At 74.2% G+C, this 26,713-nt stretch carries 28 protein-coding genes and 1 riboswitch; of the genes, 16 read left to right on the forward strand and 12 right to left on the reverse strand.

Going from position 1 to position 26,713, the window contains the following annotated elements; genetic code table 11:
• Positions 1-71: 71 nt before the first annotated feature.
• Positions 72-211, reverse strand: a riboswitch (cobalamin riboswitch).
• A 135-nt stretch (positions 212-346) separates the two neighbouring features.
• Together AQJ30_RS12200 and AQJ30_RS12205 are read right to left on the reverse strand one after the other, a co-directional pair.
• Positions 347-568, reverse strand: coding sequence for a hypothetical protein (locus tag AQJ30_RS12200; protein ID WP_067232427.1), 222 nt, complete (start codon positions 566-568; stop codon positions 347-349).
• A gap of 30 nt (positions 569-598) precedes the next feature.
• Positions 599-1,921, reverse strand: coding sequence for an inorganic phosphate transporter (locus tag AQJ30_RS12205; RefSeq protein WP_067232430.1), 1,323 nt, complete (start codon positions 1,919-1,921; stop codon positions 599-601).
• Positions 1,922-2,148: 227 nt separating this feature from the next.
• Here AQJ30_RS12205 and AQJ30_RS12210 point away from each other — a divergent pair, with 227 nt between their 5' ends.
• The 3 genes from AQJ30_RS12210 to AQJ30_RS12220 all read left to right on the forward strand — a co-directional run bounded on the left by AQJ30_RS12210 (position 2,149) and on the right by AQJ30_RS12220 (position 5,847).
• The gene (locus AQJ30_RS12210; protein ID WP_067232432.1) at positions 2,149-2,832 is read left to right on the forward strand and encodes a class II aldolase/adducin family protein; all 684 of its coding nucleotides are present in this window, start codon (positions 2,149-2,151) and stop codon (positions 2,830-2,832) included.
• Between the two features lie 220 nt (positions 2,833-3,052).
• On the forward strand, positions 3,053-4,186 hold the full coding sequence (locus AQJ30_RS12215) for an alpha/beta hydrolase (RefSeq protein WP_067232435.1): 1,134 nt from the start codon (positions 3,053-3,055) through the stop codon (positions 4,184-4,186).
• A gap of 332 nt (positions 4,187-4,518) precedes the next feature.
• Complete coding sequence (locus tag AQJ30_RS12220) at positions 4,519-5,847, forward strand: hypothetical protein (protein ID WP_067232437.1); 1,329 nt, start codon at positions 4,519-4,521, stop codon at positions 5,845-5,847.
• A gap of 23 nt (positions 5,848-5,870) precedes the next feature.
• On the opposite strand, the gene AQJ30_RS12225 is transcribed toward AQJ30_RS12220, so the two are convergent.
• On the reverse strand, positions 5,871-6,284 hold the full coding sequence (locus AQJ30_RS12225; RefSeq protein WP_067232439.1) for a VOC family protein: 414 nt from the start codon (positions 6,282-6,284) through the stop codon (positions 5,871-5,873).
• A 198-nt stretch (positions 6,285-6,482) separates the two neighbouring features.
• On the opposite strand from AQJ30_RS12225, the gene AQJ30_RS12230 reads away from it, so the two are divergent.
• The 3 genes from AQJ30_RS12230 to AQJ30_RS12240 all read left to right on the forward strand — a co-directional run bounded on the left by AQJ30_RS12230 (position 6,483) and on the right by AQJ30_RS12240 (position 9,585).
• Positions 6,483-8,081 (forward strand): ABC-F family ATP-binding cassette domain-containing protein, encoded by a 1,599-nt coding sequence (locus AQJ30_RS12230; RefSeq protein ID WP_067232442.1) that lies wholly within the window; start codon positions 6,483-6,485, stop codon positions 8,079-8,081.
• Between the two features lie 327 nt (positions 8,082-8,408).
• Positions 8,409-8,630, forward strand: coding sequence for a helix-turn-helix domain-containing protein (locus tag AQJ30_RS12235; protein ID WP_067232444.1), 222 nt, complete (start codon positions 8,409-8,411; stop codon positions 8,628-8,630).
• Between the two features lie 163 nt (positions 8,631-8,793).
• Positions 8,794-9,585: an enoyl-CoA hydratase/isomerase family protein gene (locus AQJ30_RS12240; RefSeq protein ID WP_067232447.1), complete on the forward strand. Its 792-nt coding sequence runs from the start codon at positions 8,794-8,796 to the stop codon at positions 9,583-9,585.
• Between the two features lie 42 nt (positions 9,586-9,627).
• Here the strand turns inward: AQJ30_RS12240 and AQJ30_RS12245 are convergent, their stop codons facing one another.
• On the reverse strand, positions 9,628-10,407 hold the full coding sequence (locus tag AQJ30_RS12245) for a nucleopolyhedrovirus P10 family protein (protein WP_067232450.1): 780 nt from the start codon (positions 10,405-10,407) through the stop codon (positions 9,628-9,630).
• An 89-nt stretch (positions 10,408-10,496) separates the two neighbouring features.
• Here AQJ30_RS12245 and AQJ30_RS12250 point away from each other — a divergent pair, with 89 nt between their 5' ends.
• The 5 genes from AQJ30_RS12250 to amaP are packed head-to-tail and all read left to right on the forward strand — an operon-like array spanning position 10,497 to position 12,902.
• Positions 10,497-10,982: an Asp23/Gls24 family envelope stress response protein gene (locus AQJ30_RS12250; RefSeq protein ID WP_211278968.1), complete on the forward strand. Its 486-nt coding sequence runs from the start codon at positions 10,497-10,499 to the stop codon at positions 10,980-10,982.
• A 43-nt stretch (positions 10,983-11,025) separates the two neighbouring features.
• Complete coding sequence (locus AQJ30_RS12255) at positions 11,026-11,211, forward strand: hypothetical protein (protein ID WP_067232452.1); 186 nt, start codon at positions 11,026-11,028, stop codon at positions 11,209-11,211.
• A gap of 4 nt (positions 11,212-11,215) precedes the next feature.
• Positions 11,216-11,623 (forward strand): Asp23/Gls24 family envelope stress response protein, encoded by a 408-nt coding sequence (locus AQJ30_RS12260; RefSeq protein ID WP_067232453.1) that lies wholly within the window; start codon positions 11,216-11,218, stop codon positions 11,621-11,623.
• Entirely contained in the window at positions 11,620-12,318 is a 699-nt protein-coding gene (locus tag AQJ30_RS12265) for a DUF6286 domain-containing protein (protein WP_067232456.1), read from the forward strand. The genes AQJ30_RS12260 and AQJ30_RS12265 overlap by 4 nt, the downstream gene beginning before the upstream one ends.
• The gene (amaP, locus tag AQJ30_RS12270; RefSeq protein ID WP_067232459.1) at positions 12,315-12,902 is read left to right on the forward strand and encodes an alkaline shock response membrane anchor protein AmaP; all 588 of its coding nucleotides are present in this window, start codon (positions 12,315-12,317) and stop codon (positions 12,900-12,902) included. Before AQJ30_RS12265 ends, amaP begins: the two co-directional genes overlap by 4 nt.
• A 22-nt stretch (positions 12,903-12,924) precedes the next feature.
• Here the strand turns inward: amaP and AQJ30_RS12275 are convergent, their stop codons facing one another.
• The 5 genes from AQJ30_RS12275 to AQJ30_RS12295 form a co-directional block, all read right to left on the reverse strand.
• Positions 12,925-13,680 carry an SDR family oxidoreductase gene (locus tag AQJ30_RS12275; protein ID WP_067232462.1) on the reverse strand — a complete coding sequence of 252 codons (756 nt, stop codon included), beginning with the start codon at positions 13,678-13,680 and terminating at the stop codon, positions 12,925-12,927.
• Between the two features lie 4 nt (positions 13,681-13,684).
• Positions 13,685-15,469, reverse strand: a complete 1,785-nt coding sequence (locus AQJ30_RS12280; RefSeq protein ID WP_067232465.1) for a glycoside hydrolase family 15 protein — start codon at positions 15,467-15,469, stop codon at positions 13,685-13,687.
• Between the two features lie 69 nt (positions 15,470-15,538).
• Positions 15,539-16,330 (reverse strand): SURF1 family cytochrome oxidase biogenesis protein, encoded by a 792-nt coding sequence (locus AQJ30_RS12285; protein WP_067232467.1) that lies wholly within the window; start codon positions 16,328-16,330, stop codon positions 15,539-15,541.
• A gap of 47 nt (positions 16,331-16,377) precedes the next feature.
• The gene (locus AQJ30_RS12290; RefSeq protein WP_079083979.1) at positions 16,378-16,611 is read right to left on the reverse strand and encodes a hypothetical protein; all 234 of its coding nucleotides are present in this window, start codon (positions 16,609-16,611) and stop codon (positions 16,378-16,380) included.
• Between the two features lie 87 nt (positions 16,612-16,698).
• Positions 16,699-17,712: a DEDDh family exonuclease gene (locus tag AQJ30_RS12295; RefSeq protein ID WP_067232473.1), complete on the reverse strand. Its 1,014-nt coding sequence runs from the start codon at positions 17,710-17,712 to the stop codon at positions 16,699-16,701.
• A 244-nt stretch (positions 17,713-17,956) separates the two neighbouring features.
• On the opposite strand from AQJ30_RS12295, the gene AQJ30_RS12300 reads away from it, so the two are divergent.
• Together AQJ30_RS12300 and AQJ30_RS12305 are read left to right on the forward strand one after the other, a co-directional pair.
• A complete protein-coding gene (locus tag AQJ30_RS12300) occupies positions 17,957-18,667 on the forward strand; it encodes a VIT1/CCC1 transporter family protein (protein WP_067232476.1) in 711 nt (236 codons plus the stop codon).
• 179 nt (positions 18,668-18,846) lie between these two features.
• On the forward strand, positions 18,847-19,890 hold the full coding sequence (locus AQJ30_RS12305; protein ID WP_067232479.1) for a zinc-dependent alcohol dehydrogenase family protein: 1,044 nt from the start codon (positions 18,847-18,849) through the stop codon (positions 19,888-19,890).
• A gap of 70 nt (positions 19,891-19,960) precedes the next feature.
• On the opposite strand, the gene AQJ30_RS12310 is transcribed toward AQJ30_RS12305, so the two are convergent.
• Both AQJ30_RS12310 and AQJ30_RS12315 read right to left on the reverse strand, forming a co-directional pair.
• Positions 19,961-21,403, reverse strand: a complete 1,443-nt coding sequence (locus AQJ30_RS12310; RefSeq protein ID WP_067232481.1) for a CoA transferase — start codon at positions 21,401-21,403, stop codon at positions 19,961-19,963.
• A 107-nt stretch (positions 21,404-21,510) separates the two neighbouring features.
• The gene (locus AQJ30_RS12315; RefSeq protein ID WP_067232484.1) at positions 21,511-23,046 is read right to left on the reverse strand and encodes a S8 family peptidase; all 1,536 of its coding nucleotides are present in this window, start codon (positions 23,044-23,046) and stop codon (positions 21,511-21,513) included.
• A gap of 258 nt (positions 23,047-23,304) precedes the next feature.
• Here AQJ30_RS12315 and AQJ30_RS12320 point away from each other — a divergent pair, with 258 nt between their 5' ends.
• The 3 genes from AQJ30_RS12320 to moaA all read left to right on the forward strand — a co-directional run bounded on the left by AQJ30_RS12320 (position 23,305) and on the right by moaA (position 26,442).
• On the forward strand, positions 23,305-23,661 hold the full coding sequence (locus tag AQJ30_RS12320) for a DUF485 domain-containing protein (RefSeq protein WP_067232486.1): 357 nt from the start codon (positions 23,305-23,307) through the stop codon (positions 23,659-23,661).
• A complete protein-coding gene (locus AQJ30_RS12325; RefSeq protein ID WP_067232488.1) occupies positions 23,658-25,286 on the forward strand; it encodes a solute symporter family protein in 1,629 nt (542 codons plus the stop codon). Before AQJ30_RS12320 ends, AQJ30_RS12325 begins: the two co-directional genes overlap by 4 nt.
• 166 nt (positions 25,287-25,452) lie before the next feature.
• Positions 25,453-26,442, forward strand: a complete 990-nt coding sequence (moaA, locus tag AQJ30_RS12330) for a GTP 3',8-cyclase MoaA (RefSeq protein WP_067232713.1) — start codon at positions 25,453-25,455, stop codon at positions 26,440-26,442.
• A 15-nt stretch (positions 26,443-26,457) separates the two neighbouring features.
• On the opposite strand, the gene AQJ30_RS12335 is transcribed toward moaA, so the two are convergent.
• Entirely contained in the window at positions 26,458-26,676 is a 219-nt protein-coding gene (locus AQJ30_RS12335; protein WP_067232491.1) for a hypothetical protein, read from the reverse strand.
• Positions 26,677-26,713: the final 37 nt, after the last annotated feature.

Genomic DNA, 26,713 nt, shown 5'->3' on the forward strand with positions numbered 1-26,713 from the left:
GCCGGGGGGTGGTCCTCACATGGCAGCCGAGCATGGCGGTATGTCCTCACTCAGGGTGTCCACGCCCTGGTTCGACGAGACCGGCGGTGAGAGTTCCTGGCTCCCGGGGTTCGCACCCCGGTGACAGTGGCGGGACCGCGCCGGATTCGCACCGGCTTCCTCTCCTTGCCGCCGTACATGGCCCCGGCAGTCCACCACGCCCCCCGAACGACCGTCAACTTGCCGTTGACCTGGGGCGGAGGAGTGTGTGGAGGCCCACACGGAAGGGGCCTGCGGGGTCACAGCGACGCGGGGTGCCCGAGGGGCACCCCGCGTCGTGTGGTCCTGCGCCGGCGAAACGTCCGGCTCAGGCGACGATCAGGCTGATGCCGTACGCCACCGCCGCCGCGCACGCCGCGAAGCAGGCGTACGCGCCGGTGACCGCGAGGGCGGCCGAGCCGCCCCGGGCCTGGGCCCGCTCACGGGCGGACAGGCCGGCCACGCCGAGGGTGAACAGGGCCACGAGGCCCACGGTGACCACGAGGCTGACGCCGAAGACGGAGCCCAGGGCTGCCCAGTCGATCTTCATGCTGCTTCTCTTCCTTCCGGCCGGGCGGGCTCAGACGGCGGCCGGCGGGGCGGCCGGTTCCGCGGCGACGGCGGCGGTCGCCGTGGCCCCGACGGGGGCGGCCACGGCGGGGGCGGCGACGGCGGGGGCGGCGACGGCCGGGGAGGCCATGGCCGGGGACGGGATGACCGCCGACGGCTCGTCGGTGGCCGGGAGGCCCGCCGGGGGCGGGGTGACGGCGGCCATCGCGGCGGTGACCACGCCGGCCGGCTCCTCGGCGTCGTTGACGTTGGTGTGGTCGACGACCTGGCGGCGGGAGAGCTTCCAGATGGCCGCGCTGGAGGCGATCAGGAAGACGGCCACGACGGCCGTGCCCCAGTCGCCGAGGTCGGTGACCGACTCGGCGAGCGCGCCGACCAGCGCGGCGGCCGGCAGCGTCAGGCCCCAGGCGACGAACATCCGGGTCGCCGTGGACCAGCGCACCACACCGCCCTTGCGGCCGAGGCCCGCGCCCATCACCGAGCCGGAGACGACGTGCGTGGTGGACAGCGAGAAGCCCAGGTGGGAGGAGGCCAGGATCGCGGTGGCGGCGCTGGTCTGGGCGGCGAAGCCCTGCTGCGGCGCCAGGTCGGTCAGGCCCTTGCCCATGGTGCGGATGATGCGCCAGCCACCGATGTAGGTGCCGAGCGCGATGGCCAGGCCCGCGGACAGGATGACCCAGGTGGGAGGGTCGGAGTCGGGGGCGACGGCGCCGCCGGCGACCAGCGCGAGGGTGATGATGCCCATCGTCTTCTGGGCGTCGTTGGTGCCGTGGGCGAGGGAGACCAGGCCGGCGGAGGCGATCTGGCCCGCGCGGTAGCCCTTCTCGGCCGCCTTGCCGTCGGCGCTGCGGCCGGCCCGGTAGGACAGGCGGGTCGCGACGGCCGCGGCCACACCGGCCACGATCGGCGCGGCGACCGCGGGGATCAGCACCTTGGTGACGAGCACCTCGCCGTGGACCGCGCCGAAGCCGGCCGAGGCGATGGTGGCGCCGACCAGGCCGCCCATCAGGGCGTGGGAGGAGCTGGAGGGCAGGCCCACCAGCCAGGTCAGGAGGTTCCAGAGGATCGCGCCGACCAGGGCGGCGAAGATGACCTCGGGACGGATGCCGGTCTCGTCGACGAGACCTTTGGAGATCGTGTTGGCGACCTCCACCGAGAGGAATGCGCCCACCAGGTTGAGCACGGCGGACATGGCCACCGCGACCTTGGGCTTGAGAGCGCCGGTCGAGATGGTCGTGGCCATCGCGTTGGCGGTGTCGTGGAAACCGTTCGTGAAATCGAACGCGAGTGCGGTTACCACCACAATCGCGAGGATCAGCGAGAAGCTTTCCATTTACCCAGGCAATCGTTCGAAGTCATCGGTCGGTTGACCGTAGGCAACGTGGGTGAACGGAAGATGAACTGGGGAGGGCGCCGTGGTGTCCGTCCGGCCGGTTCTCGGCCGCACCGCCCGCGCCGGGGCTTGGGGGGAGCGGGCGCGGCGGGCCGGGGGGACGGATGAGGAGATTCCCGTCACATGCGGGCCCACCGGACCGCGCGGCGACCTGGGAGGATCACCGCATGAGCGAGCAGCGGAACCACCGGACGGACCACGGCGATCACGGCGACGTCTCCGCCGCCTGGGAGGCGCTGGTCGCGACGGCCCGCCGCACCGTCACCGACGGACTGGTCGTCGGCACCTCCGGCAACGTCTCGGTACGCGTCGGCGACCTCGTCCTGGTCACCCCCTCGGGCGTCCCCTACGACCGGCTCACCCCCGACGACGTGACCGGCGTGGACCTCGACGGCCGCCAGGTGCTCGGCACCCTCGTCCCCACCAGCGAACTGCCGCTGCACCTCGCCGTATACGAAACGACGGACGCCACCGCGGTCGTCCACACCCACGCCGTGCACGCCACCGCCGTCTCCACGCTCGTGGAGGAGCTGCCGCTGGTCCACTACATGGCGGCCGCGCTCGGCGGCCCCGTCCGGGTCGCCCCCTACGCCACGTACGGCAGCGCCGAACTGGCCCGGAACGCCCTGCGCGCCCTCGACGGCCGCACCGGCTGCCTCCTGCGGAACCACGGCACCCTCACCCACGGCACCGGCCTCGACCAGGCCTACGACCGCACCGCCCAGCTGGAGTGGATGTGCCGCCTCTGGCTGACGGCGTCCTCCGTCCCCCACCTGACCCCCACCCTCCTGACCCCCGACCAACTGACCGAGGCCACGGAAAAGCTCCGCGACTACGGCCAACGGGCCTGAGGCCCATGGCTGCACCGGACGCGGGGGACATGGACGAGCTCCGTACCCGGCCCGCTGTCCGTCCCTCAAGGGGCGCGGGGAACTGCGCGAACACCCCCACGCACCCGCACCCGCCGACGCGACCGCACCCCCACCCCGGCCGGACGCAGCCGCCCCACCCCCGGTGACCCCTCGTGGCCCACCGCTGGCCCTACGCGCACGGGACCTGGACACTGGACCCGTGCGCCCTGTCAAAGCGACGGCCGTCGCCGTCACCGCAGCCCTCGCCGCCGGTGCCGCGAGCGTCGCCGCCGGCCGCCTCGCCAGCGACGCCGCCCTGAAGGCGCCCCCGGGCCGCCCGCTGCCGACCGAGCCCCGGCTCACCGTGCACGGCACCGCCGCGGGCCAGATCGTCCTCACCCGCCACCTGGCCAGCCTGCGCCCGGGCACCTACGGCCTGGCCGGCGACGGCTCCCACGCGGTCGTCGGGCCCGTCCTCGACCGGGCGGCCCCGTCCGCCGACACGGTCGTGCGCCGGCTCGAACGCGTCACCCACGGCAGCCTCAGCCCCGGCGACGCGGTCTGGCTCACCCCGAACCTCTACGTCGGCGACCCGCGCGGCGCCCTCGGCCTGGACCACGCCGACGTCGACGTGCCCGGCGAACTCGGCCCGCTGCCCGCCTGGTTCCTGCCCGGCTCCCGCCGCACCTGGGTGATCGCCGTGCACGGCCTGGGCACCACCCGGGAGCACGCCCTGAACCTCATGGGCTTCCTCGCGGGCCGCAACCTGCCCGTGCTCGCCCTCGCCCACCGCGGCGACCTGGGCGCGCCCCGCTCCCCGGACGGCCTGAACCACCTCGGCGAGACCGAGTGGCGCGACCTGGACGCCGCGATCCGCTACGCCGTCCGCCACGGCGCCGTCCGCGTCGTCCTGCTCGGCTGGTCCACCGGCGCCACCATGGCGCTGCGCGCCGCCGACCGCTCCGGGCTGCGCGACCGGATCAGCGGCCTGGTGCTGGACTCCCCGGTCCTCGACTGGCAGACCACCCTGCGCGCCCTCGCCGCCGCCCGCCACACCCCGGGCGCCCTGCTGCCGCTGGCCGTGCGGGCCGCTCAGGGCCGCGCCGGACTGGGCATCGGCCCCGACGGCGGCCGGCCCGCGTTCGACCCCGCCCGGCTGGCCGTGCCGACCCTGGTCCTCCACGGCCCCGACGACACGGTCGCCCCGTGGCGGCTCTCCCGCCGCCTCGCCGCCCGGCGCCCCGACCTCGTCTCCCTGCACACCGTCCGGGACGCCCCGCACGCCGCGATGTGGAACGCCGACCCGGGCGCCTACGAGGAGGTCCTGCGCCGCTTCCTCACCCCCCTGATGTGAGCCCCCGCCGCCCGCGCCGCCACCCGCACGTGCGGGGCGGGCGGAACGGTTCCGTTTAGCGCCGTACGACTGGCCGGAACACCCCCTTCACCTCCCCTCCCGGCGCCACCCCTTGGCCAGTCCCGTAGCCCCCCGTGACGTTCCGTTTGGGTTTTCGGACCGTCAACCGGAAGACTGCACCCGTGACGTCCCGTATCCCGCGCGACTCCAGGCTTCGACTCGTCCGCCCCCGACCCCTGGCCGCCGCCCCCTCAGCTGTGAACCAGCGGCGCCCGCGCCGCCCCGCGCCCCGCCCGCCGGAGGGCACCCCCGCCCCCGCGGAGCTGGCCAGAATGGCACGCTCCGGACTGGCCCCCGCCGCCCGGGTCGCCCGCTGGGCCGACGCGGCCCTCGGCCCCGGCAGCGACGCGGCGACCGCCGACGGCAAGGCCACCCTGGCCGACGCGACCGCCGAGCGCGCCGCCCGCGACCTCGGCCTCACCCCCGACCGGGTCCGGGCCGACTGGGACACGGCCCGCCTCGCCGGACTGATCGAGGTGCACGGCGCCAGCGCCCGCCCCGGCTGGCGGCTGCGCGCCTGGGACCGCGACGACAGCGCCGTGCTGCGCGGCTGGGTCGCCCTGTTCGACGCCTGGTCGCTGGCCACCCCCGAACCCGGGGACCAGGAGCCCGCCACCGTCGCCGAGGTCGTCTCGGCCATGCCCCAGGTGCTCTCCTTCCTCCAGCTGTCCGCCGGATCCGTCCCGGTCGACCAGCTCCTGGACCTGCTGCGCCAGCGCGTCACCGAACTGCGCACCGAGCGCTGCGAGGTCGTCTACGACGCGGACGCCGCCGCCGACCCGGGGACCGCCGCCGCGGACACCCCCGCGCGCCCCGCCCTGGCCGCCGCGGCCGGCCCCGCCGAGACCGAGGGCGAACCGGCCGACCCCGCGCAGGCCGCCGAACTGGCCCCGCTCCTGGACTGGGCCCTGCACGCCCTCGCCTCCGTGGGCGCCCTCACCTACGGCGACGGGCAGGCCACCCTCACCCCCCTCGGCAACTGGGCGGTGTGGGTCAAGCTGGAGCAGATCTGCGTGGCCGCGCAGAGCCCCGCCGGCAACATCGAGCAGTCCGCCGAGGACATGCTGCGCGGCTGCGCCCAGCTGCGCCCCAACGCCGCCCGCGCCGAGTACCGCGCCTGGCTCGCCGCCCGCCCCGTCGGCAGCGCCGTCACCGAGCTGCTGGCCGCCGCCCGCGGCGAGGACGCCCTGCTGCGCGGCCTGGCCTTCGAGGCGCTGCGCGTGGTCGGCGCCCCGGCCGAGCCCGACGTCCGCGCGGTCGTCGAGGAGCCCGCGCTGCGGCCGTACGCCCTGCTGTGGCTCGCCGAGCACGACGGCGTGGACCCCGAGGACGCCCACGAGGTGCTGACCCGCGAGGAGGCCACCTGGCTGTGGGTCGACACCGCGGCGGCCGTCGCGGACCACGGCGAGGCCCCGATGCTGGTGCGGCACCTGGAGTCGGCGCTCCAGCCGACCGTGCCCGCGCTGCTCAAGGAGGTCCGCGCGGTCGGGCACCCGCGCACCGTGCAGGTGCTGGTCGCGCTGGCCGCCGCCCACCCGGACCCGGCGCTCGCCAAGGCCGTCCGCCGCGCCGCCTTCCAGGTGCACACCGGCGGCCACTAGCGCATGCGGGCCGGCCGGTCCCGTCAGGCCGGTATCTCGGGGGCGTACGTGCCGAAGCTCCACACGTTGCCCTCGAGGTCCCGGGCCATGTAGTCCCGGGAGCCGTACTCCTGGTCGGTCGGGGGCATCAGGACGTCCACGCCGTGCTCCACCGCGTGCGCGTGGTGCCCGTCGACGTCGTCCACCACGACGTAGACCCCGGTGGTGCCCGCGTTCTTCATCGCCGCGTCGAACACGCCGCCGCGACCCCGGGAGCCGAGCATCACCACGCCGTTGCCCTGCACCAGCTCGGCGTGCAGCACCGTGCCGTCCTCGCCCTCGTACACCGACAGCTCCGTGAACCCGAGTGCCTCGGTGAGCTGCCGGATCGCCGCCTTCGCGTCGGCGTACAGCAGGGTCGGGTAGATGCTGGGCCGGGTGCCGTTCGTGCCGGTCATACCGCTCACTCCCTCGTGGTCCGTCGCTGGTCCACCGTGTGGTCCCTGGTGATCGTCCGGTGATCGTCCGTCCGGTCCGGGAAAAGCCGTTGCACACCCCCGTTAGACTGGGCCCCATGGCCATTCTCCTCGCGCATTAGACGACGGGATCGTCCTCAGCCGTCCATCCCGCCCCTTTCCCCGCCCTGGAGTCTGTCCGTGATCTCCGCCACCGGTATCGAGCTGCGCGCCGGCGCCCGCGTCCTCATCGAGAACGCCACCTTCCGTGTCGCCAAGGGCGACCGCATCGGCCTGGTCGGCCGCAACGGCGCCGGCAAGACCACCCTCACCAAGTGCCTGGCGGGCGAGGGCCTCCCCGCCGCGGGCACCATCACCCGCTCCGGCGAGGTCGGCTACCTCCCGCAGGACCCCCGCACCGGCGACCTCGACGTGCTCGCCCGCGACCGCATCCTCTCCGCGCGCGGCCTGGACGTCCTGCTGCGCAAGATGCGCGAGAACGAACAGCGCATCGCCACCGGCCAGGGCGCCACCCGCGACAAGGCGATGAAGCAGTACGAGCGCCAGGAGACGGAGTTCCTCACCAAGGGCGGCTACGCCGCCGAGGCCGAGGCCGCCACCATCGCCGCCGCGCTGAACCTGCCCGACCGGGTGCTCGGCCAGCCCCTGCACACGCTCTCCGGCGGTCAGCGCCGCCGCATCGAGCTGGCCCGCATCCTGTTCTCCGACGCGGACACCCTGCTGCTCGACGAGCCGACCAACCACCTCGACGCGGACTCGATCATCTGGCTGCGCGACTACCTCAAGACCTACCGCGGCGGCTTCATCGTGATCTCCCACGACGTCGACCTGGTCGAGACGGTCGTCAACAAGGTGTTCTACCTGGACGCCAACCGCTCCCAGATCGACGTCTACAACATGGGCTGGAAGCTCTACCAGCAGCAGCGCGAGGCCGACGAGAAGCGCCGCAGGCGCGAGCGGGCCAACGCCGAGAAGAAGGCCGCCGCCCTGCACTCGCAGGCCGACAAGATGCGCGCCAAGGCCACCAAGACGGTCGCCGCGCAGAACATGGCCCGCCGCGCCGACAAGCTGCTCGCCGGTCTCGACGACGTCCGCATGCAGGACAAGGTGGCCAAGCTCCGCTTCCCCGAGCCCGCGCCCTGCGGCAAGACCCCGCTGATGGCCGAGGGCTTGTCCAAGTCGTACGGTTCGCTGGAGATCTTCACCGACGTCGACCTGGCCATCGACAAGGGCTCCCGGGTCGTCATCCTCGGACTCAACGGCGCCGGCAAGACCACGCTGCTGCGGCTGCTGGGCGGCGTCGAGCAGCCGGACACCGGCATGGTCGTCCCCGGCCACGGCCTCAAGCTCGGCTACTACGCCCAGGAGCACGAGACCCTGGACCCGGACCGCACGGTCCTGGAGAACATGCGCTCGGCCGCCCCCGACATGGACCTCGTGGAGGTCCGCAAGGTGCTCGGCTCGTTCCTGTTCTCCGGAGACGACGTCGACAAGCCGGCCGGGGTCCTCTCCGGCGGCGAGAAGACCCGGCTGGCCCTCGCCACCCTGGTCGTCTCCTCGGCCAACGTCCTCCTGCTCGACGAGCCCACCAACAACCTCGACCCGGCCAGCCGCGAGGAGATCCTCGGCGCGCTGCGCACCTACAAGGGCGCCGTCGTCCTCGTCACCCACGACGAGGGCGCCGTCGAGGCGCTCCAGCCGGAGCGGATCATCCTGCTGCCCGACGGCGTCGAGGACCTGTGGGGCTCGGACTACGCCGACCTGGTCGCGCTGGCGTGAGTGATCCACTCCGGGTGGATCATTCGGCCCATCGGTGATCCCTCATCTGTGTGAGATCTCCTCGTATCGAGGTGTGTCGTACACGCATTTTCCGGCCGGTCCCCCTCACCCGGGGCGACCGGCCGCGGTGCGTCCCTGACCTGCTGATTCGTGTGGACGGACGTTCGACCCTGCGGACGGATGTGTGCGGAATCACATATTCCGTTCGTGGGGACGCACTCCTGTCGTCACAACCAGGTCGCACGGACCTTGCCGAATGGGTGGCCATCACGCCCCGGAGGGGTGATCATGAGGAGACCAGAGCGCACTTCCCATGAGGAGGCACGGGTGGCCGAGACTCTGAAGAAGGGCAGCCGGGTGACCGGCGCCGCGCGCGACAAGCTCGCGGCAGACCTGAAGAAGAAGTACGACTCCGGTGCGAGCATCCGAGCGCTGGCCGAGGAAACCGGCCGCTCGTATGGCTTCGTCCACCGGATGCTCAGCGAGTCGGGCGTCACGCTCCGTGGGCGTGGCGGGGCGACGCGGGGCAAGAAGACCCCGGCGTCCTGAGCCCGGGCGGCCCATCGGCTCCGCCGGTGGCCACCCGGTCGGCCGGACCCCCTGATTCCACCGCGGCCCCACAGGGGCCCTGGGGGTGTTCCCGCCCGGCCGGGTGGTTACTGTGCAGTCACTTAGCTGACCGCTGACTGACCGCACCCACCGGAGGCACCGCATGGCTTCGTCCGACCCGCTCCTCGACCAGGACGGCGTACGTCTCACCGTCGACGACGCGCTCGCCACGGTGACGCTGGCCAACCCGGCCAAGCGCAACGCCCAGAGCCCCGCGATGTGGCGTGCGCTGGCCGAGGCCGGCCGGCTGCTGCCGGGCGCCGTGCGGGTCGTCGTGCTGCGCGGCGAGGGCAAGTCCTTCTCCGCCGGCCTCGACCGGCAGATGTTCACGCCCGAGGGCATCGAGGGCGAGCCGTCCTTCATCGACCTCGCGCGCAGCGGCGACGCCGAACTCGACGCCGCCATCGCGCGGTTCCAGGAGGGTTTCACCTGGTGGCGGCGCAGCGACCTCGTGTCGATCGCCGCCGTCCAGGGGCACGCCATCGGCGCGGGCTTCCAGCTGGCCCTCGCCTGTGACCTGCGCGTCGTCGCCGACGACGTGCAGTTCGCGATGCGTGAGACCGGTCTGGGCCTGGTCCCGGACCTGACGGGCACCCACCCGCTGGTCTCCCTCGTCGGCTACGGCCGCGCGGTCGAAATGTGCCTGACCGGGCGGTTCGTGCAGGCGGCGGAGGCGGTGAGCACCGGGCTGGCGAACATCGCCGTGCCCGTCGACCAGCTCGACGCGACCGTCACCGAACTGGCGTCCGCGATCCTCGCGGCTCCGCGCGACGCGGTGATCGAGACCAAGGCGCTGCTCCAGGGCGCCGCGGACCGCACCTACGACGAGCAGCGCGCGGCCGAACGCGCCGCCCAGTCCCGCCGCCTGCGCGACCTGGCCGGCCTCGGCGACTGACCTCGGGTGAACGCGCGGTGAGCCGGCCGGCTCACCGCGCGTTCACCCGATCGCCGTAATCACCACGGCCACGGTCGGATGGTCGGTGAGCGCGTCGCTCACCGCCGTCCTGACCTGCCGGGCCACGTCCACGGCCCGGTGGCCGGGGCGCAGGGCAAGCTCCACGCGCGCGTGACGACGCGGCAGGGCCGCCGCCTCCCGGGTCTCACCCGGACGGGGGTACTCCAGGTGGACGGCCCGGCCGAGCCCGCCGAGGCGGCCGGTCAGCCCGGCCACCCCGGGAACGTCGAGCGCGACGAGCGCCACGCGCGCCTCGTCGCCGCCGTCGGGGACGTCGAGCCGCGCCGCCTCAGGCTCCCGTCCGGGCTCCGGCGCGGGTTCGGGTGCCGGGTCCTCGTCCAGCAGCCTCGTCACCCGCACGTCCACCTCGGTCACCGTCAGGCCCAGCCGTTCGGCGGCGGCCGCGGACAGCACGGCCCGCAGCCGCGCCGCCGCCGAGGGCAACGGCTCCGCCGGACCCGCCGCGCACTCCGCCGACACCCGCAACGGCCCCGGCGGCAACCCGCTCGGCGGAACCGGCACGACGGGCCCGTGCGCCTCCTGCCCGGCATCGGCCGCTTCCGTCGTGCCCTGCTCGTCCGCAGGGCCCACCCGGAGCCTGCCCAGGCGCACCCCGGGCACCTCCCGCCCCGCCGCCCGCAGCACCGTCGCCACCGCGTCCTCCGTGATCCACGCGCCGTCCCGCGGCCCGCCCAGGGGCAGCAGCCTGCCCAGACCCACCTGCGCGCGCACCGCCCGCGTCCAATCGTCCGCCGTCGTCATTCCTCCAGCCTGCCGCATCCCCGGAGCGAAGTCGGACAACCGCGCTTACGGTGGGTACAGGACGACCATCGAAAAAGGGACGTACGGCGATGACCGAGATGACGGAGCGGAACCGGACGCAGACCCCCGACGACGGCGTGGACACGCCCGGACAGGTCCGCAAGACCCCGAGGCGCGGCGGAGGTGACCCGGCCGGACGGGGCCGGACCACCATCGCGGACGGGGTGGTGGAGAAGATCGCAGGCCTCGCGGCACGCGACGTCGTCGGCGTGCACGCCATGGGCAGCGGCATCAGCCGCACCTTCGGCGCCGTGCGGGACCGGGTGCCCGGCGGCTCGAAGTCCGCGGCGCGCGGGGTGAAGGCCGAGGTCGGCGAGGTGCAGACCGCGCTCGACCTGGAGATCGTGGTGGACTACGGCGTCGCGATCGCGGACGTGGCGGGCGACGTGCGCGAGAACGTCATCGCGGCCGTCGAGCGGATGACCGGCCTCGAGGTCGTCGAGGTCAACATCGCCGTGAGCGACGTCAAGCTGCCCGAGGAAGAGGAAGACGAGCCGGAGCCCCGGATCCAGTGACCCGTCGGCGGCCGGACAGCCGTACGGCTGAGGGGAGAGCACGTTGAGCATGGCCGTGGTCGGCTTGATCGCCGGCATGGTGCTGGGCTTCGCCGGGTACTTCGGCGGCTTCGGAGCCTTCCTGCTGGTGGCGGCGCTCGGCGCCGTCGGGTTCGTCGCCGGCCGGTTCCTGGAAGGGGACCTGGAGTTCGGCGACTTCTTCCGCACGCGCGAGGACCGACGGCGGTGACCCGGTGAGCGAAGGGACCGTCGCGACCGGCCGGCGCGGGAGCGTCGTCCCGGCGGCCGAGCGCGGCGCGACCCGGATCGCGGACCGGGTCGTCGCCAAGATCGCCTCCCAAGCGGCGCGCGAGGCGGTCGGCGCGCTGCCGCCGGACGCCGCGCCCCCGCACGCCACCGTCGTGGTGCGCCCCCACGCGCACCCCGGCGGCGGCACGGCCCCCAGCCGTGCCGCCTACGTGCGCGTGCACTTGGACCTCGACTACCCGTGCGACATCGGCGCCCGCTGTCACGCGGTGCGCCGGAACGTGGCCGAGCGGGTACGCACGGGGACGTCGATGGAGGTGCCGGAGGTCGCCGTGCAGGTGGAGCACCTGCACCTGACGGCGACGGCCGGCCCCGCGCCGGGGAGGCCGCGATGAGCGAACCCCGCGAACCCCGCGAACCCCGCGAGTCCCGTGAACCCGGTGACACCACGCAGCGCCTGCCGGTCCTCGAGAAGGAGCGCGAGGGAGCCCCGACCGGCCGCGAGAGCCAGGGAGCACCCCCCGCCCGGTCGGAGGAACTGCCCTCCCGGGCCCACCGCTTCTGGTCGGCGCGCCGTGTGCCCGCGGGCATCGTCGCCGTCGCCCTCTTCGTCGTCGCGGGGGCCTTCCTCTACGACATCGCCGCCGTGCGCGCCGACCGGCAGGCCCTGTCCTGGCGGCGCACCCTGGCGCGGGAGCTCGCCGAACGCCCGCTGGACGACATCTGGGTGCGGGTGGGCGCCGGCGTCGCCGCGGCCCTCGGCCTGTGGCTGCTGCTCCTCGCCCTCACCCCCGGACTGCGCTCCCTGCTGCCCATGCGCCCCGTCCACCCGGACCTGCGCGCCGGACTGGACCGGGACGCCGCCGCTCAGGTGCTGCGCGACCGGGCCATGGAGGTGGCCGGCGTGCAGTCGGCGCGGGTCCGGGTCCACCGCCGCAAGGCCGACGTGCGCGCGCTCGCGCACTTCCGTGAACTGGACGACGTGCACGACGACCTGGACACCGCGCTCACCGAGGCGGTCACCGGACTGGGCCTGTCGCGCCCGCCGAAGCTGTCGGTGCGCGTGCGGCGACCCGGGAAGAAGGGGTGAGGGCGGTGCTGAGGACGGTCAACCGCGTCCTGCTGGCCCTGGTCGGGCTGGTGCTGCTGGCCGTGGGCGGCGCGGTGCTCGCCGTCGGCTTCGGCGCGCAGTCGCCCTCCTGGTGGATCCACCAGGGCCGGCACGACGTGCTGCTGTCCACCGCCGAGCGCACCCGCTGGCGCGGTGAGGACTGGTGGTGGCCGGTGGTGATCGCAGCCCTGGCGGTGCTGGTGCTGCTCGCCCTGTGGTGGCTGGTGGCGGTCCTGCGCCGCCGCAGGCTGCGCGAGGTCCTGGTCGACACGGGCGACGGCGCCGGTGCGACGCTGCGCGGACGCGCCCTGGAGCACGCGCTCGGCGCCGACGCCGCGGGACTGGACGGCGTGGCCCACGCCCGGGCCCACCTGAGGGGCCGCCGCACGGCACCGGAGGCGCGCCTGAGGCTCCGGACGGAGCCGCACGTCGACCCCGGGACCACGCTGCGGGACCTCGCGGACGGGCCCCTGGCCCACGCGCGCGACGCGGCGGCGCTGCCCGCGCTCCCGGCGGAGGTCCGCCTGCGCGCGGTCAGCCACAAGGCGGAACGGGTCACCTGACGCGCCCGTCCCGCCCCCGGCGTCAGAACCCGTGCCGCATCCCGCCGTCCACCGGCACCATGATCCCCGTCAGGTAGGAGGCGGCCGGCGACAGCAGGAACGCCGCCGTCCGCCCGAACTCCTCCGGCGTCCCGTACCGGCGCAACGGAATGCGCGACTCGTTGGCCACGCGGGTGGCCTCGGGGTCGGCGGACAGGGCGTCCAGCTCCCGCACGCGGTCGGTGTCGATCCGCGCGGGCAGCAGCCCCACGACCCGGATGCCCCGCGGGCCCAGCTCGTCCGCGAGCGACTTCGCGAACCCGGCGAGCCCGGGCCGCAGCCCGTTGGAGATGGTCAGCCCGGGGATCGGCTCGTGCACGGACCCCGACAGCACGAACCCGATGACACCCCCGGCGTCCAGCTCGGCAGCCGCTGCGCGGGCGAGCCGCACCGCGCCGAGGAACACCGACTCGAACGCCGTCTGCCACTGCTCATCGGTGTTGTCGGCGACGAACCCGGGCGGCGGCCCGCCCACGCTGACGAGCACCCCGTGGAACGCCCCGAAGGCGTCCCGCGCGGCCGCGACCAGCCGCTGCGGCGCCCCCGGGTCGGCGTTGTCCACGGCGACCCCGACCGCGTTCGGCCCCAGCGCGGCCGCCGCCTCGGCCGTCCGCTGCTCGTCCCGCCCGGTCACGACGACCTTCGCCCCGTCGGCGACCAGCTCACGCGCCACGGCGTTGCCGAGGCCGCGGGTCGCTCCGGTGACGACGTACACCCGGTCCTTCAGTCCAAGATCCATGGACCTATCCTGCCTCGTCCGCGAACAGCGTGAGGGCGGTGTTCACCAGCCCGATGTGGCTGAACGCCTGCGGGAAGTTGCCGACGTGGCGGCCGGCCACCGGGTCGTACTCCTCGGACAGCAGGCCCACGTCGTTGGCCAGCCCTGCCAGCCGCTCGAACAGCTCCCGGGCCTCCTTCGTCCGGCCCGTCATGTGCAGGGCGTCCGCCAGCCAGAACGAGCACACCAGGAAGGTGCCCTCGTCGCCGGGCAGGCCGTCGACCGTGGCGCCGTCGGTGGTGTAGCGGCGCACCAGCCCGCCGTGCCCCAGCTCGTCGCGGATCGCGTCCACGGTGCCGACGACGCGCGGGTCGTCGGGCGGCAGGAAGCCGACGCGGGGGATCAGCAACAGGGAGGCGTCCAGGTCACGGGAGCCGTAGGACTGCGTGAAAGTGTTCCGTTCCGGGTCGTAGCCCTTCTCGCACACCTCCTGGTGCACCTCGTCGCGCAGCGCCCGCCAGCGGTCCGGGTCGCCGCGCAGCTCGGGGTGCTCCTCCAGGGCGCGCACCGCCCGGTCGGCGGCCACCCACACCATCACCTTGGAGTGCACGAACTGCCGGCGGCCGCCGCGCACCTCCCACAGGCCCTCGTCGGGCTGCCGCCAGTTCTCGTCCAGCCAGCGCATCAGCACGCACTGCAGCGACCACACGTGCGGCCGGGGCGACAGGCCCGCCCTGCGGCCCAGCGAGAGCGAGTCCATGACCTCGCCGTACACGTCGAGCTGGAGCTGTTCCACGGCCGCGTTGCCGATGCGGACCGGGGCCGAGCCCGCGAACCCGGACAGCCACGGCAGCTCCGCCTCGGGCAGCCGGCGCTCACCCGCGAGGCCGTACATGATCTGCAGGTCGGCGGGGTCGCCGGCGACCGCGCGCAGCAGCCAGTTCCGCCAGGCCTCGGCCTCCTCGTGGTACCCGGCGGCCAGCAGGGCGCCCAGGGTGAGGGTGGAGTCGCGCAGCCAGCAGAACCGGTAGTCCCAGTTGCGCACCCCGCCCAGCTGCTCCGGCAGCGAGGTGGTGGCCGCGGCGACGATCCCGCCAGTAGGGCGGTACGTCAGCGCCTTCAGGGTGATCAGGGAGCGGACGACCGCGTCCCGGTACGGGCCGTCGTACGTGCACCGGGCCGCCCAGGCCCGCCAGTCCTCCACGCTGGTGCGCAGGGCCTCGAAGGGGTCGACCAGCGGCGGGCGCGGGTGGTGCGAGGGGTGCCAGGTCAGGACGAACGCCACCCGCTCGCCCTCGGCCACCGTGAACTCCGAGTGGGTGCCGAAGTCCTCGCCCCAGGTGCGCACGGGCGGCTCGGTGCGCAGCCACACCGCGTCGGGGCCGGCGATCGCCACCCGGTGCCCGTCGGCCCGGCGCATCCAGGGGATGACCGCGCCGTAGTCGAAGCGCAGCCGCAGCGTGCTGCGCACGGTGACCCGGCCGCGGACGCCCTCGACGATCCGGACGAGGTCGGGCGCGACGTCGCGCTGCGGCATCAGGTCGGTGACCCGGACGACGCCCTCGTCGGTCTCCCACTCGGTGTCCAGGACGAGGGTGTCGGGGCGGTAGGCGCGGCGGGTGCAGGGTCCGCGGACGCCCTTGGGGGCGATGCGCCAGTGGCCGTTGTCCTCGTCGCCGAGGAGCCGGGCGAAGCAGGCGCCGGAGTCGAAGCGCGGCAGACAGAGCCAGTCGACGGAACCGTCCGGGCCGACCAGGGCGGCGGTCTGCTCGTCACCGATCAGGGCGTAGTCCTCGATGCGGGGTTGCACGCAGGACCGGGTTCCCGGCGGGCCCCGGGGGCAATCAGGGGGTGCGGCCGGGGGAGTGACGGTCCGGGGTCACACCGGCGCCGGCTCGGTCTCCTCCTGGGAGGCGCGCGCCGTCTCGCCGCGGTCGCGGGCCTCGCGGCGGGCGAGGACCACCCAGCCGACCGGGACGCACGCGGCGAAGAGCCACCACTGGATGGCGTACGCGTAGTTCAGGGCGGCGTTCTCCATGCCAGGCCTGCCGACCAGCTCCGGGGTGCCGCCCCGGGGCTCCGGCGCGGTCTGGGCGAGGTAGCCGCCGAGCACCCGGGCGCCGAGGCGGCGGGCCTCCTGCTCGCTGTTGATCAGCATGACCTGCCGGGCCGGCAGCCCCTTGAGGTCCTTGATGCCGCTGGCCGCGGTCGTCTCGTCGGGCATCAGCCGCCCGGTGACGGTGACCCGGCCGGCCGGCGGCGCGGGGACCTTCGGGAACGCGGTCTGGCTGGGGGCGTCGGCGGGGATCCAGCCCCGGTTGACCAGGACGACGCTGCCGTCCGTCAGGACGAACGGGGTCAGTACGTGGAAGCCGACCTGCTCGTCGCCGTTGACCCGGCGCCGCACGACTTCCTCGCGCGCGGTGTCGAAGTGGCCCGTGGCGGTCACCGTGCGGTACCGCTGGCCGGTGGTGACCGTGTGCCCGGGCGAGGTCAGCCGCTCCACCGGCACCGGATCGGCGCCGAGCGCGTCGGAGACGAGCTGGTTGCGCGCGGACCGCTCGTCGTAGCGGTGCATCTGCCACACGCCCAGCCTGATCATCGTGGGGATGAGCAGCAGGGCGACCAGCGTGAGGATCACCCACTGCCGGGACAACAGGAAGCGGTACACCCCACGACCGTACAACTCGGACCGTGGGGTGGTGCGCGCAGGGGGCCTCAGACGCGGTCCACGATTCCCGCCCTCCCCTCCGCCCGGGCGCAGTGGGCGCCGCAGTACCAGTGGCCGTCGACCTCGACGCCCTGCCCGATGATCTGGACCCGGCAGTGCTCGCAGATCGGGGCCATGCGGTGGATCGCGCAGGAGAAGCAGTCGAAGACGTGCACCGCGCCCTGCGCGTGCACCTCGAAGGTCATGCCGTAGTCATTGCCGCATACTTCGCATCTCGCCATGCGCCACAGGGTGGGCCGTCCCCGCGGCGGGGGCGGGCGGACGCGGGGCGAGTCGCGCGGCAAATCACCCGGAGGGACCCGGGTCGGTCACGCGTCGGCCGGTTCCACGTCGCCCAGCAGCTGCCCGAACGCCGCCTCGTCGACGACCGGGGTGCCGTACTGCCGGGCCTTGACCACTTTCGAGGTGCCCGAGTCGGGGTCGTTGGTGACCAGCAGGCTGGTCAGCCGGGACAGGCTGGTCGCCACGTGCAGCCCGGCCTCGGTGGCCCGGTCCTCCAGCAGCTCCCGCTCGACCGACGTGTCACCCGAGAAGGCGACCCGCATGCCCTGCTTGAGCGGTTTGCCCGCTTCGTAGCGCCCCGGGTTGGGATAGGGGCACGCGGGCCTCTTGCGGGACGGGCGCCACCCCCCGCCGCGCTGACCGCCGTGGCCGCCGTACCCCCCGCCGCCGTAACCGCCGCCCGCCTGGCGGCCGATGAGCGGCGCCGGGCGGTCCTGCCACTCCGTCAGCGGCCGGCACTCGTGCAGCGGCAGGCGCAGACCGCCCGCCGCGGCGGCCCGCAGGCTCGGCCGGAACGCCTCCGCCAGCACGCGCGCGTCGTCCAGCGCGTGGTGGGCCCGCTGCTGGACGACCCCGAAGTGGGCGGCGAGCGTCTCCAGTTTGTGGTTGGGCAGCGGCAGCCGCAGCTCCTTGGCGAGCGCGATGGTGCACAGCCGGTGCTTCACCGGGGCCTCGGACCGGGCCCGCGCGTACTCCCGGGCGATCATCTGCCAGTCGAAGACGGCGTTGTGCGCGACGAGCACCCGGCCCGCGAGCCGGGCCGCGAACTCCTCGGCGATCTCCTGGAAGAGGGGCGCGCCCTCCAGCGCCTCGCTCGTCAGACCGTGGATCCACACCGGTCCCGGGTCCCGCTCCGGGTTGACCGTCGTGTACCAGTGGTCCTCGACCTCGCCGCGCGCGTCCAGCCGGTACACGGCCGCCGAGATGATCCGGTCGTCGCGGGCCAGGCCGGTGGTCTCCACGTCAACGACCGCGTACCCCTGGGGATACGCGGCCGGCCACCCGGTGGGGGAGGACACTGTGGTGCGGTCTTCGAGCATGGTCACTGAGGATACGGGCCGGGACCGACAGCCGGACCCCCGCCTGCGGCGCGCGGGGGGTGGTCTCCTGGCGGTGTGTCAGGTGCGGGGCGGCCGGATCTGCGTGCCTGCGGTGACGCCGACCCGCGGATGCGCTGCGGCAACTCTCCACGATCGGATGGACGTTCGCACGGTCGGCCGGGGCCGGGCCGTCCGGCCGGAGTCGGTGCGGGCGCCCCTGCACCAGGGGTGGCATCCTCCCCGTGTGAACGCACCGACGCACGACGAGGCCCACGGCGGCACCCTCGGTGCCCGGCTGAACTGGCTGCGGGCGGCCGTCCTGGGCGCCAACGACGGCATCGTCTCCACGGCGGGCCTGGTGGTCGGCGTGGCCGGCGCGACCGACGACCGCGCGGCGCTGCTGACGGCGGGCCTGGCCGGACTGCTCGCCGGCTCGATGTCGATGGCGGCGGGGGAGTACGTGTCCGTGTCGACCCAGCGGGACTCCGAGAAGGCGGCCCTCGCCCTGGAGAAGCGGGAGCTGCGCGACCAGCCCGAGGCGGAGCTGGAGGAGCTGGCCGACCTCCTCCAGGAGCGCGGGCTCAGCCGCGAGGTGGCCCGCGAGGCCGCGGAACAGCTGACCGAGCGCGACGCCCTGCGCGCCCACGCGCGCGTGGAGCTCGGCATCGACCCCGACGACCTGACCAACCCCTGGCACGCGGCCTGGGCGAGCTTCCTCGCCTTCACCGTGGGCGCGTTGCTGCCGCTGCTCGCGATCGTGCTGCCGCCCGCCGGGTGGCGGCTGTGGGTCACGGTCGGGTCCGTCCTGGCCGCCCTCGTCCTCACCGGCTGGTCGAGCGCCCGGCTGGGCGCCGCGCCCCCGGGCCGCGCCGTGGTGCGCAACGTGGCGGGCGGCGCGCTGGCGATGGGGGTCACCTACGCCGTCGGCACGCTGCTGGGGGCGGCGGGCGTCTGACCCACGCCGTGGGGACGCCGTCGGGGGCGGCGGGCCTCCGACCCACGCCGTCGGGACGCAGCTCGAGCCCCCTCGGCGCGCGGCCCGCGTCCGGCGCGGCGTACGGTGAAGTGCGCTCACCCACCCCGTCGAGCGCAGCGTTCACCGTCGGCCACCCCGCACGAGAAGGACCCCCGCCCATGCGCGCCACCACCATCCACGCCCCCTACGACATGCGCGTGGAGGACGTGCCCGAGCCCGTCGTGCAGCTGCCGACCGACGCCGTGGTCCGGGTGCTGCGCGCCTGCATCTGCGGCAGCGACCTGTGGGCGTACCGGGGCGAGGCGGCCCGGCAGCCGGGCCAGCGGATCGGGCACGAGTTCCTCGGCGTCGTCGAGGAGACCGGCTCCGAGGTGGCCACGGTCCGGCGCGGTGACCTGGTGGTCGCCCCCTTCATGTGGTCCGACGGCGTCTGCGACTACTGCCGCGAGGGCCTGACGACGTCCTGCGAGCACGGCGGCTTCTGGGGTTCCGTCGGCTACGACGGCGGTCAAGGCGAGGCCGTGCGCGTGCCCTTCGCCGACGGCACCCTCGTGCAGCTCCCCAAGGACGCCGCCTCCGACGACCACCTGCTGTCCGCGCTGCTGACCCTCTCCGACGTCCTCGGCACCGGTCACCACGCCGCGCTCGGTGCGGGCGTCCGCCCCGGCGCCACGGTCGCCGTCGTCGGGGACGGCGCGGTGGGCCTGTGCGCGGTGCTGGCCGCCAAGCGGCTGGGCGCCGAGCGGATCATCGCGCTCGGCCGGCACGAGGTCCGCACCGGCATCGCGCGCCGCTTCGGCGCCACCGACGTCGTCGCCGAGCGCGGTGACGCGGCGGTCGAGGCCGTCCATGAGCTGACCCGGGGCCAGGGAGCGCACGCCGTCGTCGAGGCCGTCGGCACCGAGCAGTCCATGCGCACGGCGATCGGCGTCGCCCGGGACGGCGGCGCGGTCGGCTTCGTCGGCGTGCCGCACGGCAGCAGCACGGGCGTCGACCTGAGCGTCCTGTTCGACCGCAACGTCGCCCTGCGCGGCGGGGTCGCCCCGGTCCGCGCGTACATCCCGGACCTGCTGCCCGACGTGCTGGACGGCACGATCGACCCGTCGCCGGTGTTCGACCTGACCGTCGGCATCGAGGGCGTGCCGGACGGCTACAAGGCGATGGACGAGCGCACCGCGCTGAAGGTCCTCGTCACCAACTGACCCGGCCGCCCGCCCGGGCGTCCCGCGACGACCGGCACCGGTCGCCCGCCCGTCCCGGCGCGCGACCGGCTCACCAGCGCGCCGCGTCCGCGCCCCAGAGCCCCGGCGGGCGTGCCCAGTCGTGCGGTCCGTCCGCGAACGACACGGCCGGGCGGGCGTACCTGAGGCGTCCCACCGGGCTGTCGGTCTCGGCGAGCCACGGCGCGGGGCCGTCGTACGGGGCGACGCGGCCCCCCGCGCCGGGCGCCTCCCCACCGTCCGCCCCCGCGCCGTCCGCCCCCGCACCGTGCGCCGCCGCGCCGTCCTCGGGGCGATGGCTCCCGTCCTGCAGCCACGCCGCCGTCCGGGCCAGCGCCAGCCGGACGAGCCGCCCCCGGCCCGCCGCGTCGCCGTAGGCCTGCTCGGTCAGCGCCCGCAGGACGGCGGCCGCCAGCAGGTACCCCGTGCCGTGGTCGAGGGCCTGGGCCGGCAGGGCGCCCGGGCGCTGCGGGGAGCCCTCGACGGCCGCGATGCCGGTGGCGACCTGCACCAGGCTGTCGAAGCCGCGCCGCCCGCCCCACGGCCCGTACGCGCCCCACGCCGACACCTGCGCCACCACCAGCCCCGGCCTGCGCTCGGCCAGCGCCTCGGGGGAGAGGCCGAAGCGGTCCAGCGCGCCCGGCCGGTAGCCGGTCACGACGACGTCCGCCGCCGCGAGCAGCTCCGCGAACCGGTCGCCGCCGACCGCGAGGTCCAGCGTCGCCGACCGCTTCCCGAACCCGGTGTCGGCGTGCTGGTCCGGCAGTTCGGGCAGGTGCGGCGCGTCCAGGCGCAGCACGTCCGCGCCGAGCAGCGCGAGGGTACGGGTGGCCACCGGCCCGGCGAGGACCCGGGTCAGGTCCAGGACGCGCAGTCCCGCGGCGGGCAGCAGGGGAGTGCCGTCGAGGGGCGGCAGCGCCCGCGCGCGCGTGGTGTCCAGGCGTACGTGCTCGACGAGCGGCCGGGTGGCGAGGGCCGCCGCCTGGCCGTGCGCGGCCCACTCCGCGGGCGTGCGCAGCGCCACGGCCAGGCCGCCGGCGGCGTACACGGTCTCCTCCACCTCCAGGGTGAGGCGGTCCCGCAGGGCGGACTCCACGGCCGCCGGGTCCTCGGGGACGCCCAGGGTGCGCACCAACCGGGCCCGGTGGTGGGGGTAGTTGGCGTGGGTGCGCACCCAGCCGTCCGCGGTCCGCCAGAACCGCGACAGCGGGGCGAAGGCCTGCGGCGCGCGTCCGTCGACGAGCAGGTGCCGCTCGCCGGTGAACGCCGTGGCCACGGCCCCGTCGTCGACCGTCACCCGCGGCACCCCGGCGCGACCGGCCCGGTGGGCCCCGAGTTCGGCCGCGGCCAGCGCGCACGCGCCGACGCAGGCGCGCGCCAGCTCCCGCACGGGCAGCCGCGCGGGCAGGGCGCCCGGCCGGACGACGGTCGACACGCGCGCGAGGAGCGCGGGGTCGCCGCCCAGCTCCCCCCAGACGGACCCGATGTCAGGCATGGCTGTCATGACTGCCACTATGCATGATTGATCGAATCAATATGAATCCCGGCGTGAAGAAGGGGCCGGACGGTTCCCCGTCCGGCCCCGACCCTCAGCCGGACCGATTACTTGACGGCCCGCAGCGCGTTGACGATGCCCCAGCCGTAGAAGCCGTTGACGCGCTTGTTGCCCACGCAGGTCGCGTCCTGCGTGCCGTTGCCGTCCTGGTCGTACGACGCGGGGCAGCCCGGGTTGACCGCCTGCGCCTTCAGCAGCGCCTGCAGCTGCGCCGGGGTCGCCCACGGGTGCTTGGACTTCAGCAGCGCCGCGACGCCCGCCGCGTGCGGCGAGGCCATCGAGGTGCCCTGGAGCCAGCCGTACCCGCCGCCCGGCATCGTGGACAGGATGCGGCCGTTGGCCGACGGGGTGTCGGTCGGGATCTGGTAGAGCCGGTCACCGCCCGGCGCGGCCACGTCGATCACGCCGTAGCCGTACGACGAGTAGTACGACTTGTCGTTCTTGACGCCCGTCGCGCTCACCGTGACCACGCCCGGCAGCTGGGTCGGCACGTCGAAGCACTCGTGCGGGTCGATCGTGCGGGTCACCGGCGTCGCGTCGTCGGGGCTGCTGTCGTCCACGATCGCGTCGGAGTCCAGGTCGTCGGCGGAGTTGCCGGCGGACGCCAGGTTGAGCGTGCCCTTGCGCTGGGCGTACAGCTGCGCCCGGTTGACCGCGTCGACGATGGCCTTCTGGTCCGGGTCGTCCATGCAGTTGTACAGCCACGGGTCGACGTAGTAGCTGTTGTTCGTGATCTCCACGCCGTGGTCGGCGGCGAACACGAACGCGCAGACCACGTTCTCCGGGTAGAACAGGCCGTTCGTCGGGTCGCTGACCTTGATGCCGGCGACCTTCACGCCGGGCGCGATACCGGCCACGCCGATGCCGTTGCGGGCCGCGGCTATCTCACCGGCGACGTGCGTGCCGTGGTAGTCCTCGGTCGGGTTGTAGGGCCGCCAGGCCCCCGGGGTGGTGTCCGCGACACCGCCGACGCAGTTGGCCGACTGGGACGCCGAGAAGTTCGGCGCGAGGTCCGGGTGGGTGTCGTCCACACCGGTGTCGATCACCGCGACGGTGACCTTGCTGCTGCCGGGGTTGATCTCGGCCGCCTTGTCGGCGCCTATCGCGCGCAGGTCCCACTGGTCGGCCTCGAGCGGCTCGCTCTGGCCCGCCGCGGCGGACGCGGCGGCGGCCTTCGCGGCCTCGGCCTGCGACAGGGGCTGCGCCGCGCCCTCGTCCGTGGTCCCCGCGGGGCTGAGCGGCGAGGTCCGCGTGGCACCCGCCGACTGCACCCCGCGCACCGCGCGTATCTGGGCGCCGAAGGAGGGGTTGGCGGAGTGCACGACGATCACGCCGATCTTGTCGTACGTGGCGACGACGGTGCCGTCGGCCGCGGCGATCGCCTTCTTCACCGACTCGATCGTGCGGTGGTCCACCTTGGTGTTGACGACGTACGCCAGCGTGCCGGCGTCCGCCGCCTGCGTGGCGGAGGTCGTGGCCGGGGCCGCCGAGGCCGCCGCCGGCAGGAAGCCGAGGGAGGCGGTCAGGGACAGCACGACCGGCACCGCGAGGGCGAGTCGGCGTCTGGAAGGCAGATGAGCCATGGGGTCTCCACATCATCCTGAAACGAAACCGGCCCGAGACGCAGGTGTGCTCGGGCAGGTACATGACGGGTGGTGCAGGCACCGAAGCTATCTCCCGCAGTCGCTGGCCAGCAATGACTTACGGCGATCTCGTGCACGCACTTGCGAAAGAACCCGGGCCCGTTGAACCGGTCCATCCGTGGCGCCGTGACGTTGAACAGGGAGCCCGAGGACCGTCGAGCCCCCGGATTCCAGCCACCCGCAACACGAGGAGACTCCGTGGCCACCGAGACACCGCCCCCCTCGAGAACCCCAGCCCAACTCCCCTCCGCCGAGGAGTTCGTCGCGGTGCAGGAGAGCGCGGAGTTCGGTGAACTGCGCCGCGCCCACCGCTCGTTCGCCTTTCCGCTGACGCTCGCCTTCATCGTCTGGTACCTGCTGTACGTCCTGCTGTCCAACTACGCGGGCGACTTCATGGGCACCAAGGTGGCCGGCAACGTCAACGTGGCCCTCGTGCTGGGCCTCGCCCAGTTCCTCACCACCTTCCTCATCGCCTGGTGGTACGCGCGCCACGCCGCCGCCAAGCTCGACCCGCGGGCCGAGTCCATCAAGTCCCGGATGGAGGGCGGCGCATGAGCCCCGTACACCAGCACACCCTGCTCGCCGCCGGAGAGGCCAGCGAGCACCGGGGGCTGATCGTCAGCCTGTTCGCGGTGTTCGTCCTCGCGACCCTCGTCATCACCGTGTGGGCCGGCCGCCAGACCAAGGACGCCGCCGACTTCTACGCCGGCGGACGGCAGTTCACCGGCTTCCAGAACGGACTCGCCGTCTCCGGCGACTACATGTCCGCCGCGTCCTTCCTCGGCATCGCCGGCGCCATCGCCCTCTTCGGCTACGACGGCTTCCTGTACTCCATCGGCTTCCTGGTCGCCTGGCTCGTCGCGCTGCTGCTGGTCGCCGAGCCGCTGCGCAACTCCGGCCGCTACACCATGGGCGACGTGCTGGCGTACCGCATGCGCCAGCGCCCCGTGCGCACCGCGGCCGGCACCTCCACGATCGTCGTGTCGATCTTCTACCTGCTCGCGCAGATGGCCGGCGCCGGCGTGCTGGTCTCGCTGCTGCTCGGCATCACCAGCGACAGCGGCAAGATCGGCATCGTGGCGCTGGTCGGCGTGCTGATGATCGTGTACGTCACCATCGGCGGCATGAAGGGCACCACCTGGGTCCAGATGGTCAAGGCGGTGCTGCTCATCGCGGGCGCGCTGCTGCTGACCTTCCTGGTCCTGCTGAAGTTCGACTTCAACGTCTCCGACCTGCTCGGCTCGGCCGCCGACAACAGCGGCAAGGGCGCCGCGTTCCTGGAGCCCGGCCTGAAGTACGGCGCCACCGGCACCACCAAGCTGGACTTCATCTCGCTCGGCATCGCCCTTGTCCTGGGCACCGCGGGCCTGCCGCACATCCTGATCCGCTTCTACACCGTGCCCACCGCCAAGGCCGCCCGGAAGTCGGTCATCTGGGCCATCGGCCTGATCGGCGCCTTCTACCTGATGACCCTGGCGCTCGGCTTCGGCGCCGCCGCCCTGATCAAGCCGGACGAGATCGTCGCGTCCAACAAGGCGGGCAACACGGCGGCCCCGCTGCTCGCCCTGCACCTCGGCGGCGTCGACTCCAACTGGGGCGCCGTCCTGCTCGCCACCATCTCCGCGGTCGCGTTCGCCACGATCCTCGCGGTCGTCGCGGGCCTCACGCTCGCCTCGTCCTCGTCGTTCGCCCACGACATCTACGCGAACGTCATCAAGAAGGGCCGGGCCACCGAGAAGCAGGAGATCGGCGCGGCCCGCTGGGCGACCGTCGGCATCGGCGCCGTCTCGATCCTGCTGGGCGCCCTCGCCCGCGACCTGAACGTGGCCGGCCTCGTCGCCCTCGCCTTCGCGGTCGCCGCCTCCGCCAACCTGCCGACGCTCCTCTACAGCCTCTTCTGGAAGCGGTTCACCACCGCCGGGGCCCTGTGGTCGATCTACGGCGGCCTGGTCACCGCGGTCGGCCTGGTGCTGTTCTCCCCGGTCGTCTCCGGCAAGCCCACCTCGATGTTCCCGGACGTCGACTTCCACTGGTTCCCGCTGGAGAACCCCGGCATCATCTCCATCCCCGTCGGCTTCCTGCTCGGCATCGTCGGCACCCTGCTGTCCAAGGAGGAGCCCGACACCCGCAAGTACGCCGAACTGGAGGTCCGCTCCCTGACCGGCACCGGCGCCCACTGAGCCCACTGAGCCCACGCCGCACGGAACGCACCCCACGGCCGCGTCGTAGGTCCCTACGACGCGGCCGTGTCGTACCTGTGGGATCGGGAACTGTCGTTGTCAGCGGCGTCACGTAGGCTCGCAGGTGACGGAAGAGATGACGTTCGCGACGAGGGAGGGGGCCCACGTGCTCATCGACACCTACGGCCGGGTGGCCACCGACCTGAGGGTCTCGCTGACCGACCGGTGCAACCTGCGGTGCACGTACTGCATGCCCGAGGAGGGCCTGCAGTGGCTGGCCAAGCCCGACCTGCTCACCGACGACGAGATCGTCCGCCTCATCGACGTCGCCGTGCGCACCCTCGGCATCGAGGAGGTCCGCTTCACCGGCGGCGAGCCCCTGCTGCGGCCCGGCCTGGTCGGCATCGTCGAGCGCGTCGCCGCCCTGACGCCCCGCCCCCAGATGTCCCTGACGACCAACGGCATCGGCCTGCGGCGCACGGCGACGGCCCTGAAGGCGGCCGGCCTGGACCGGGTCAACGTCTCGCTGGACACCCTGCGACCGGACGTCTTCAAGACGCTCACCCGCCGCGACCGCCACCAGGACGTCCTGGCCGGCCTGGAGGCCGCCCGCGAGGCGGGCCTGACCCCGGTCAAGGTCAACGCGGTCCTGATGCCCGGGCTGAACGCCGACGAGGCCCCCGACCTGCTCGCCTGGGCCGTCGAGCACGACTACGAGCTGCGCTTCATCGAGCAGATGCCGCTGGACGCCCAGCACGGCTGGAAGCGCGACGGCATGGTCACCGCCGGCGACATCCTCACCTCCCTGCGCACCCGCTTCACCCTCACCCCCGAGGGCGAGGAGAAGCGCGGCTCGGCACCGGCGGAGCGCTGGCTGGTGGACGGCGGCCCGCACGTGGTCGGGGTCATCGCCTCCGTCACCCGCCCGTTCTGCGCGGCCTGCGACCGCACCCGCCTCACGGCCGACGGCCAGGTCCGCACCTGTCTGTTCGCCCGCGAGGAGACGGACCTGCGCGCCGCGCTCCGCTCCGGGGCCCCCGACGAGGAGATAGCCCGCCTGTGGCGGCTGGCGATGTGGGGCAAGAAGGCGGGCGCCGGCCTCGACGACCCGTCGTTCGTCCAGCCCGACCGCCCGATGTCGGCGATCGGCGGCTGAGCACGGGGGCGCGCCCTAGGAGCCCTCGGGTTCCCGCCAGTCCTCGAACCGCACGACGTCCTTGAGGAAGCCCCGCACCCCGAGGAACTGCGACAGGTGCTCGCGGTGCTCCTCGCAGGCCAGCCACGTCTTGCGGCGCTCCGGCGTGTGGATCTTCGGGTTGTTCCAGGCCAGCACCCACACCGCGGCGGTGCGGCAGCCCTTGGCGGAACAGACCGGGGTCTCGTCACTCACCGCTTCGCTCCGCCCCTGCGCACACCCTGTGTCCCGC

The organism is Streptomyces longwoodensis (assembly GCF_001514125.1).
Taxonomy (GTDB): domain Bacteria; phylum Actinomycetota; class Actinomycetes; order Streptomycetales; family Streptomycetaceae; genus Streptomyces; species Streptomyces longwoodensis.

What these genes read in the sequence shown, in the direction of transcription:
- AQJ30_RS12210 (WP_067232432.1), top strand. Translation starts at nt 2,149, where the DNA reads ATGAGCGAGCAGCGGAACCACCGGACGGACCACGGCGATCACGGCGAC.
- AQJ30_RS12315 (WP_067232484.1), bottom strand. Translation starts at nt 23,046, where the DNA reads ATGGCTCATCTGCCTTCCAGACGCCGACTCGCCCTCGCGGTGCCGGTC.
- AQJ30_RS12200 (WP_067232427.1), bottom strand. Translation starts at nt 568, where the DNA reads ATGAAGATCGACTGGGCAGCCCTGGGCTCCGTCTTCGGCGTCAGCCTC.
- AQJ30_RS12275 (WP_067232462.1), bottom strand. Translation starts at nt 13,680, where the DNA reads ATGGATCTTGGACTGAAGGACCGGGTGTACGTCGTCACCGGAGCGACC.
- AQJ30_RS12265 (WP_067232456.1), top strand. Translation starts at nt 11,620, where the DNA reads ATGAGCGAACCCCGCGAACCCCGCGAACCCCGCGAGTCCCGTGAACCC.
- AQJ30_RS12310 (WP_067232481.1), bottom strand. Translation starts at nt 21,403, where the DNA reads ATGCCTGACATCGGGTCCGTCTGGGGGGAGCTGGGCGGCGACCCCGCG.
- AQJ30_RS12205 (WP_067232430.1), bottom strand. Translation starts at nt 1,921, where the DNA reads ATGGAAAGCTTCTCGCTGATCCTCGCGATTGTGGTGGTAACCGCACTC.
- AQJ30_RS12250 (WP_211278968.1), top strand. Translation starts at nt 10,497, where the DNA reads ATGACCGAGATGACGGAGCGGAACCGGACGCAGACCCCCGACGACGGC.
- AQJ30_RS12240 (WP_067232447.1), top strand. Translation starts at nt 8,794, where the DNA reads ATGGCTTCGTCCGACCCGCTCCTCGACCAGGACGGCGTACGTCTCACC.
- AQJ30_RS12220 (WP_067232437.1), top strand. Translation starts at nt 4,519, where the DNA reads ATGGCACGCTCCGGACTGGCCCCCGCCGCCCGGGTCGCCCGCTGGGCC.
- AQJ30_RS12305 (WP_067232479.1), top strand. Translation starts at nt 18,847, where the DNA reads ATGCGCGCCACCACCATCCACGCCCCCTACGACATGCGCGTGGAGGAC.
- AQJ30_RS12245 (WP_067232450.1), bottom strand. Translation starts at nt 10,407, where the DNA reads ATGACGACGGCGGACGATTGGACGCGGGCGGTGCGCGCGCAGGTGGGT.
- AQJ30_RS12225 (WP_067232439.1), bottom strand. Translation starts at nt 6,284, where the DNA reads ATGACCGGCACGAACGGCACCCGGCCCAGCATCTACCCGACCCTGCTG.
- AQJ30_RS12295 (WP_067232473.1), bottom strand. Translation starts at nt 17,712, where the DNA reads ATGCTCGAAGACCGCACCACAGTGTCCTCCCCCACCGGGTGGCCGGCC.
- AQJ30_RS12325 (WP_067232488.1), top strand. Translation starts at nt 23,658, where the DNA reads ATGAGCCCCGTACACCAGCACACCCTGCTCGCCGCCGGAGAGGCCAGC.
- AQJ30_RS12290 (WP_079083979.1), bottom strand. Translation starts at nt 16,611, where the DNA reads ATGGCGAGATGCGAAGTATGCGGCAATGACTACGGCATGACCTTCGAG.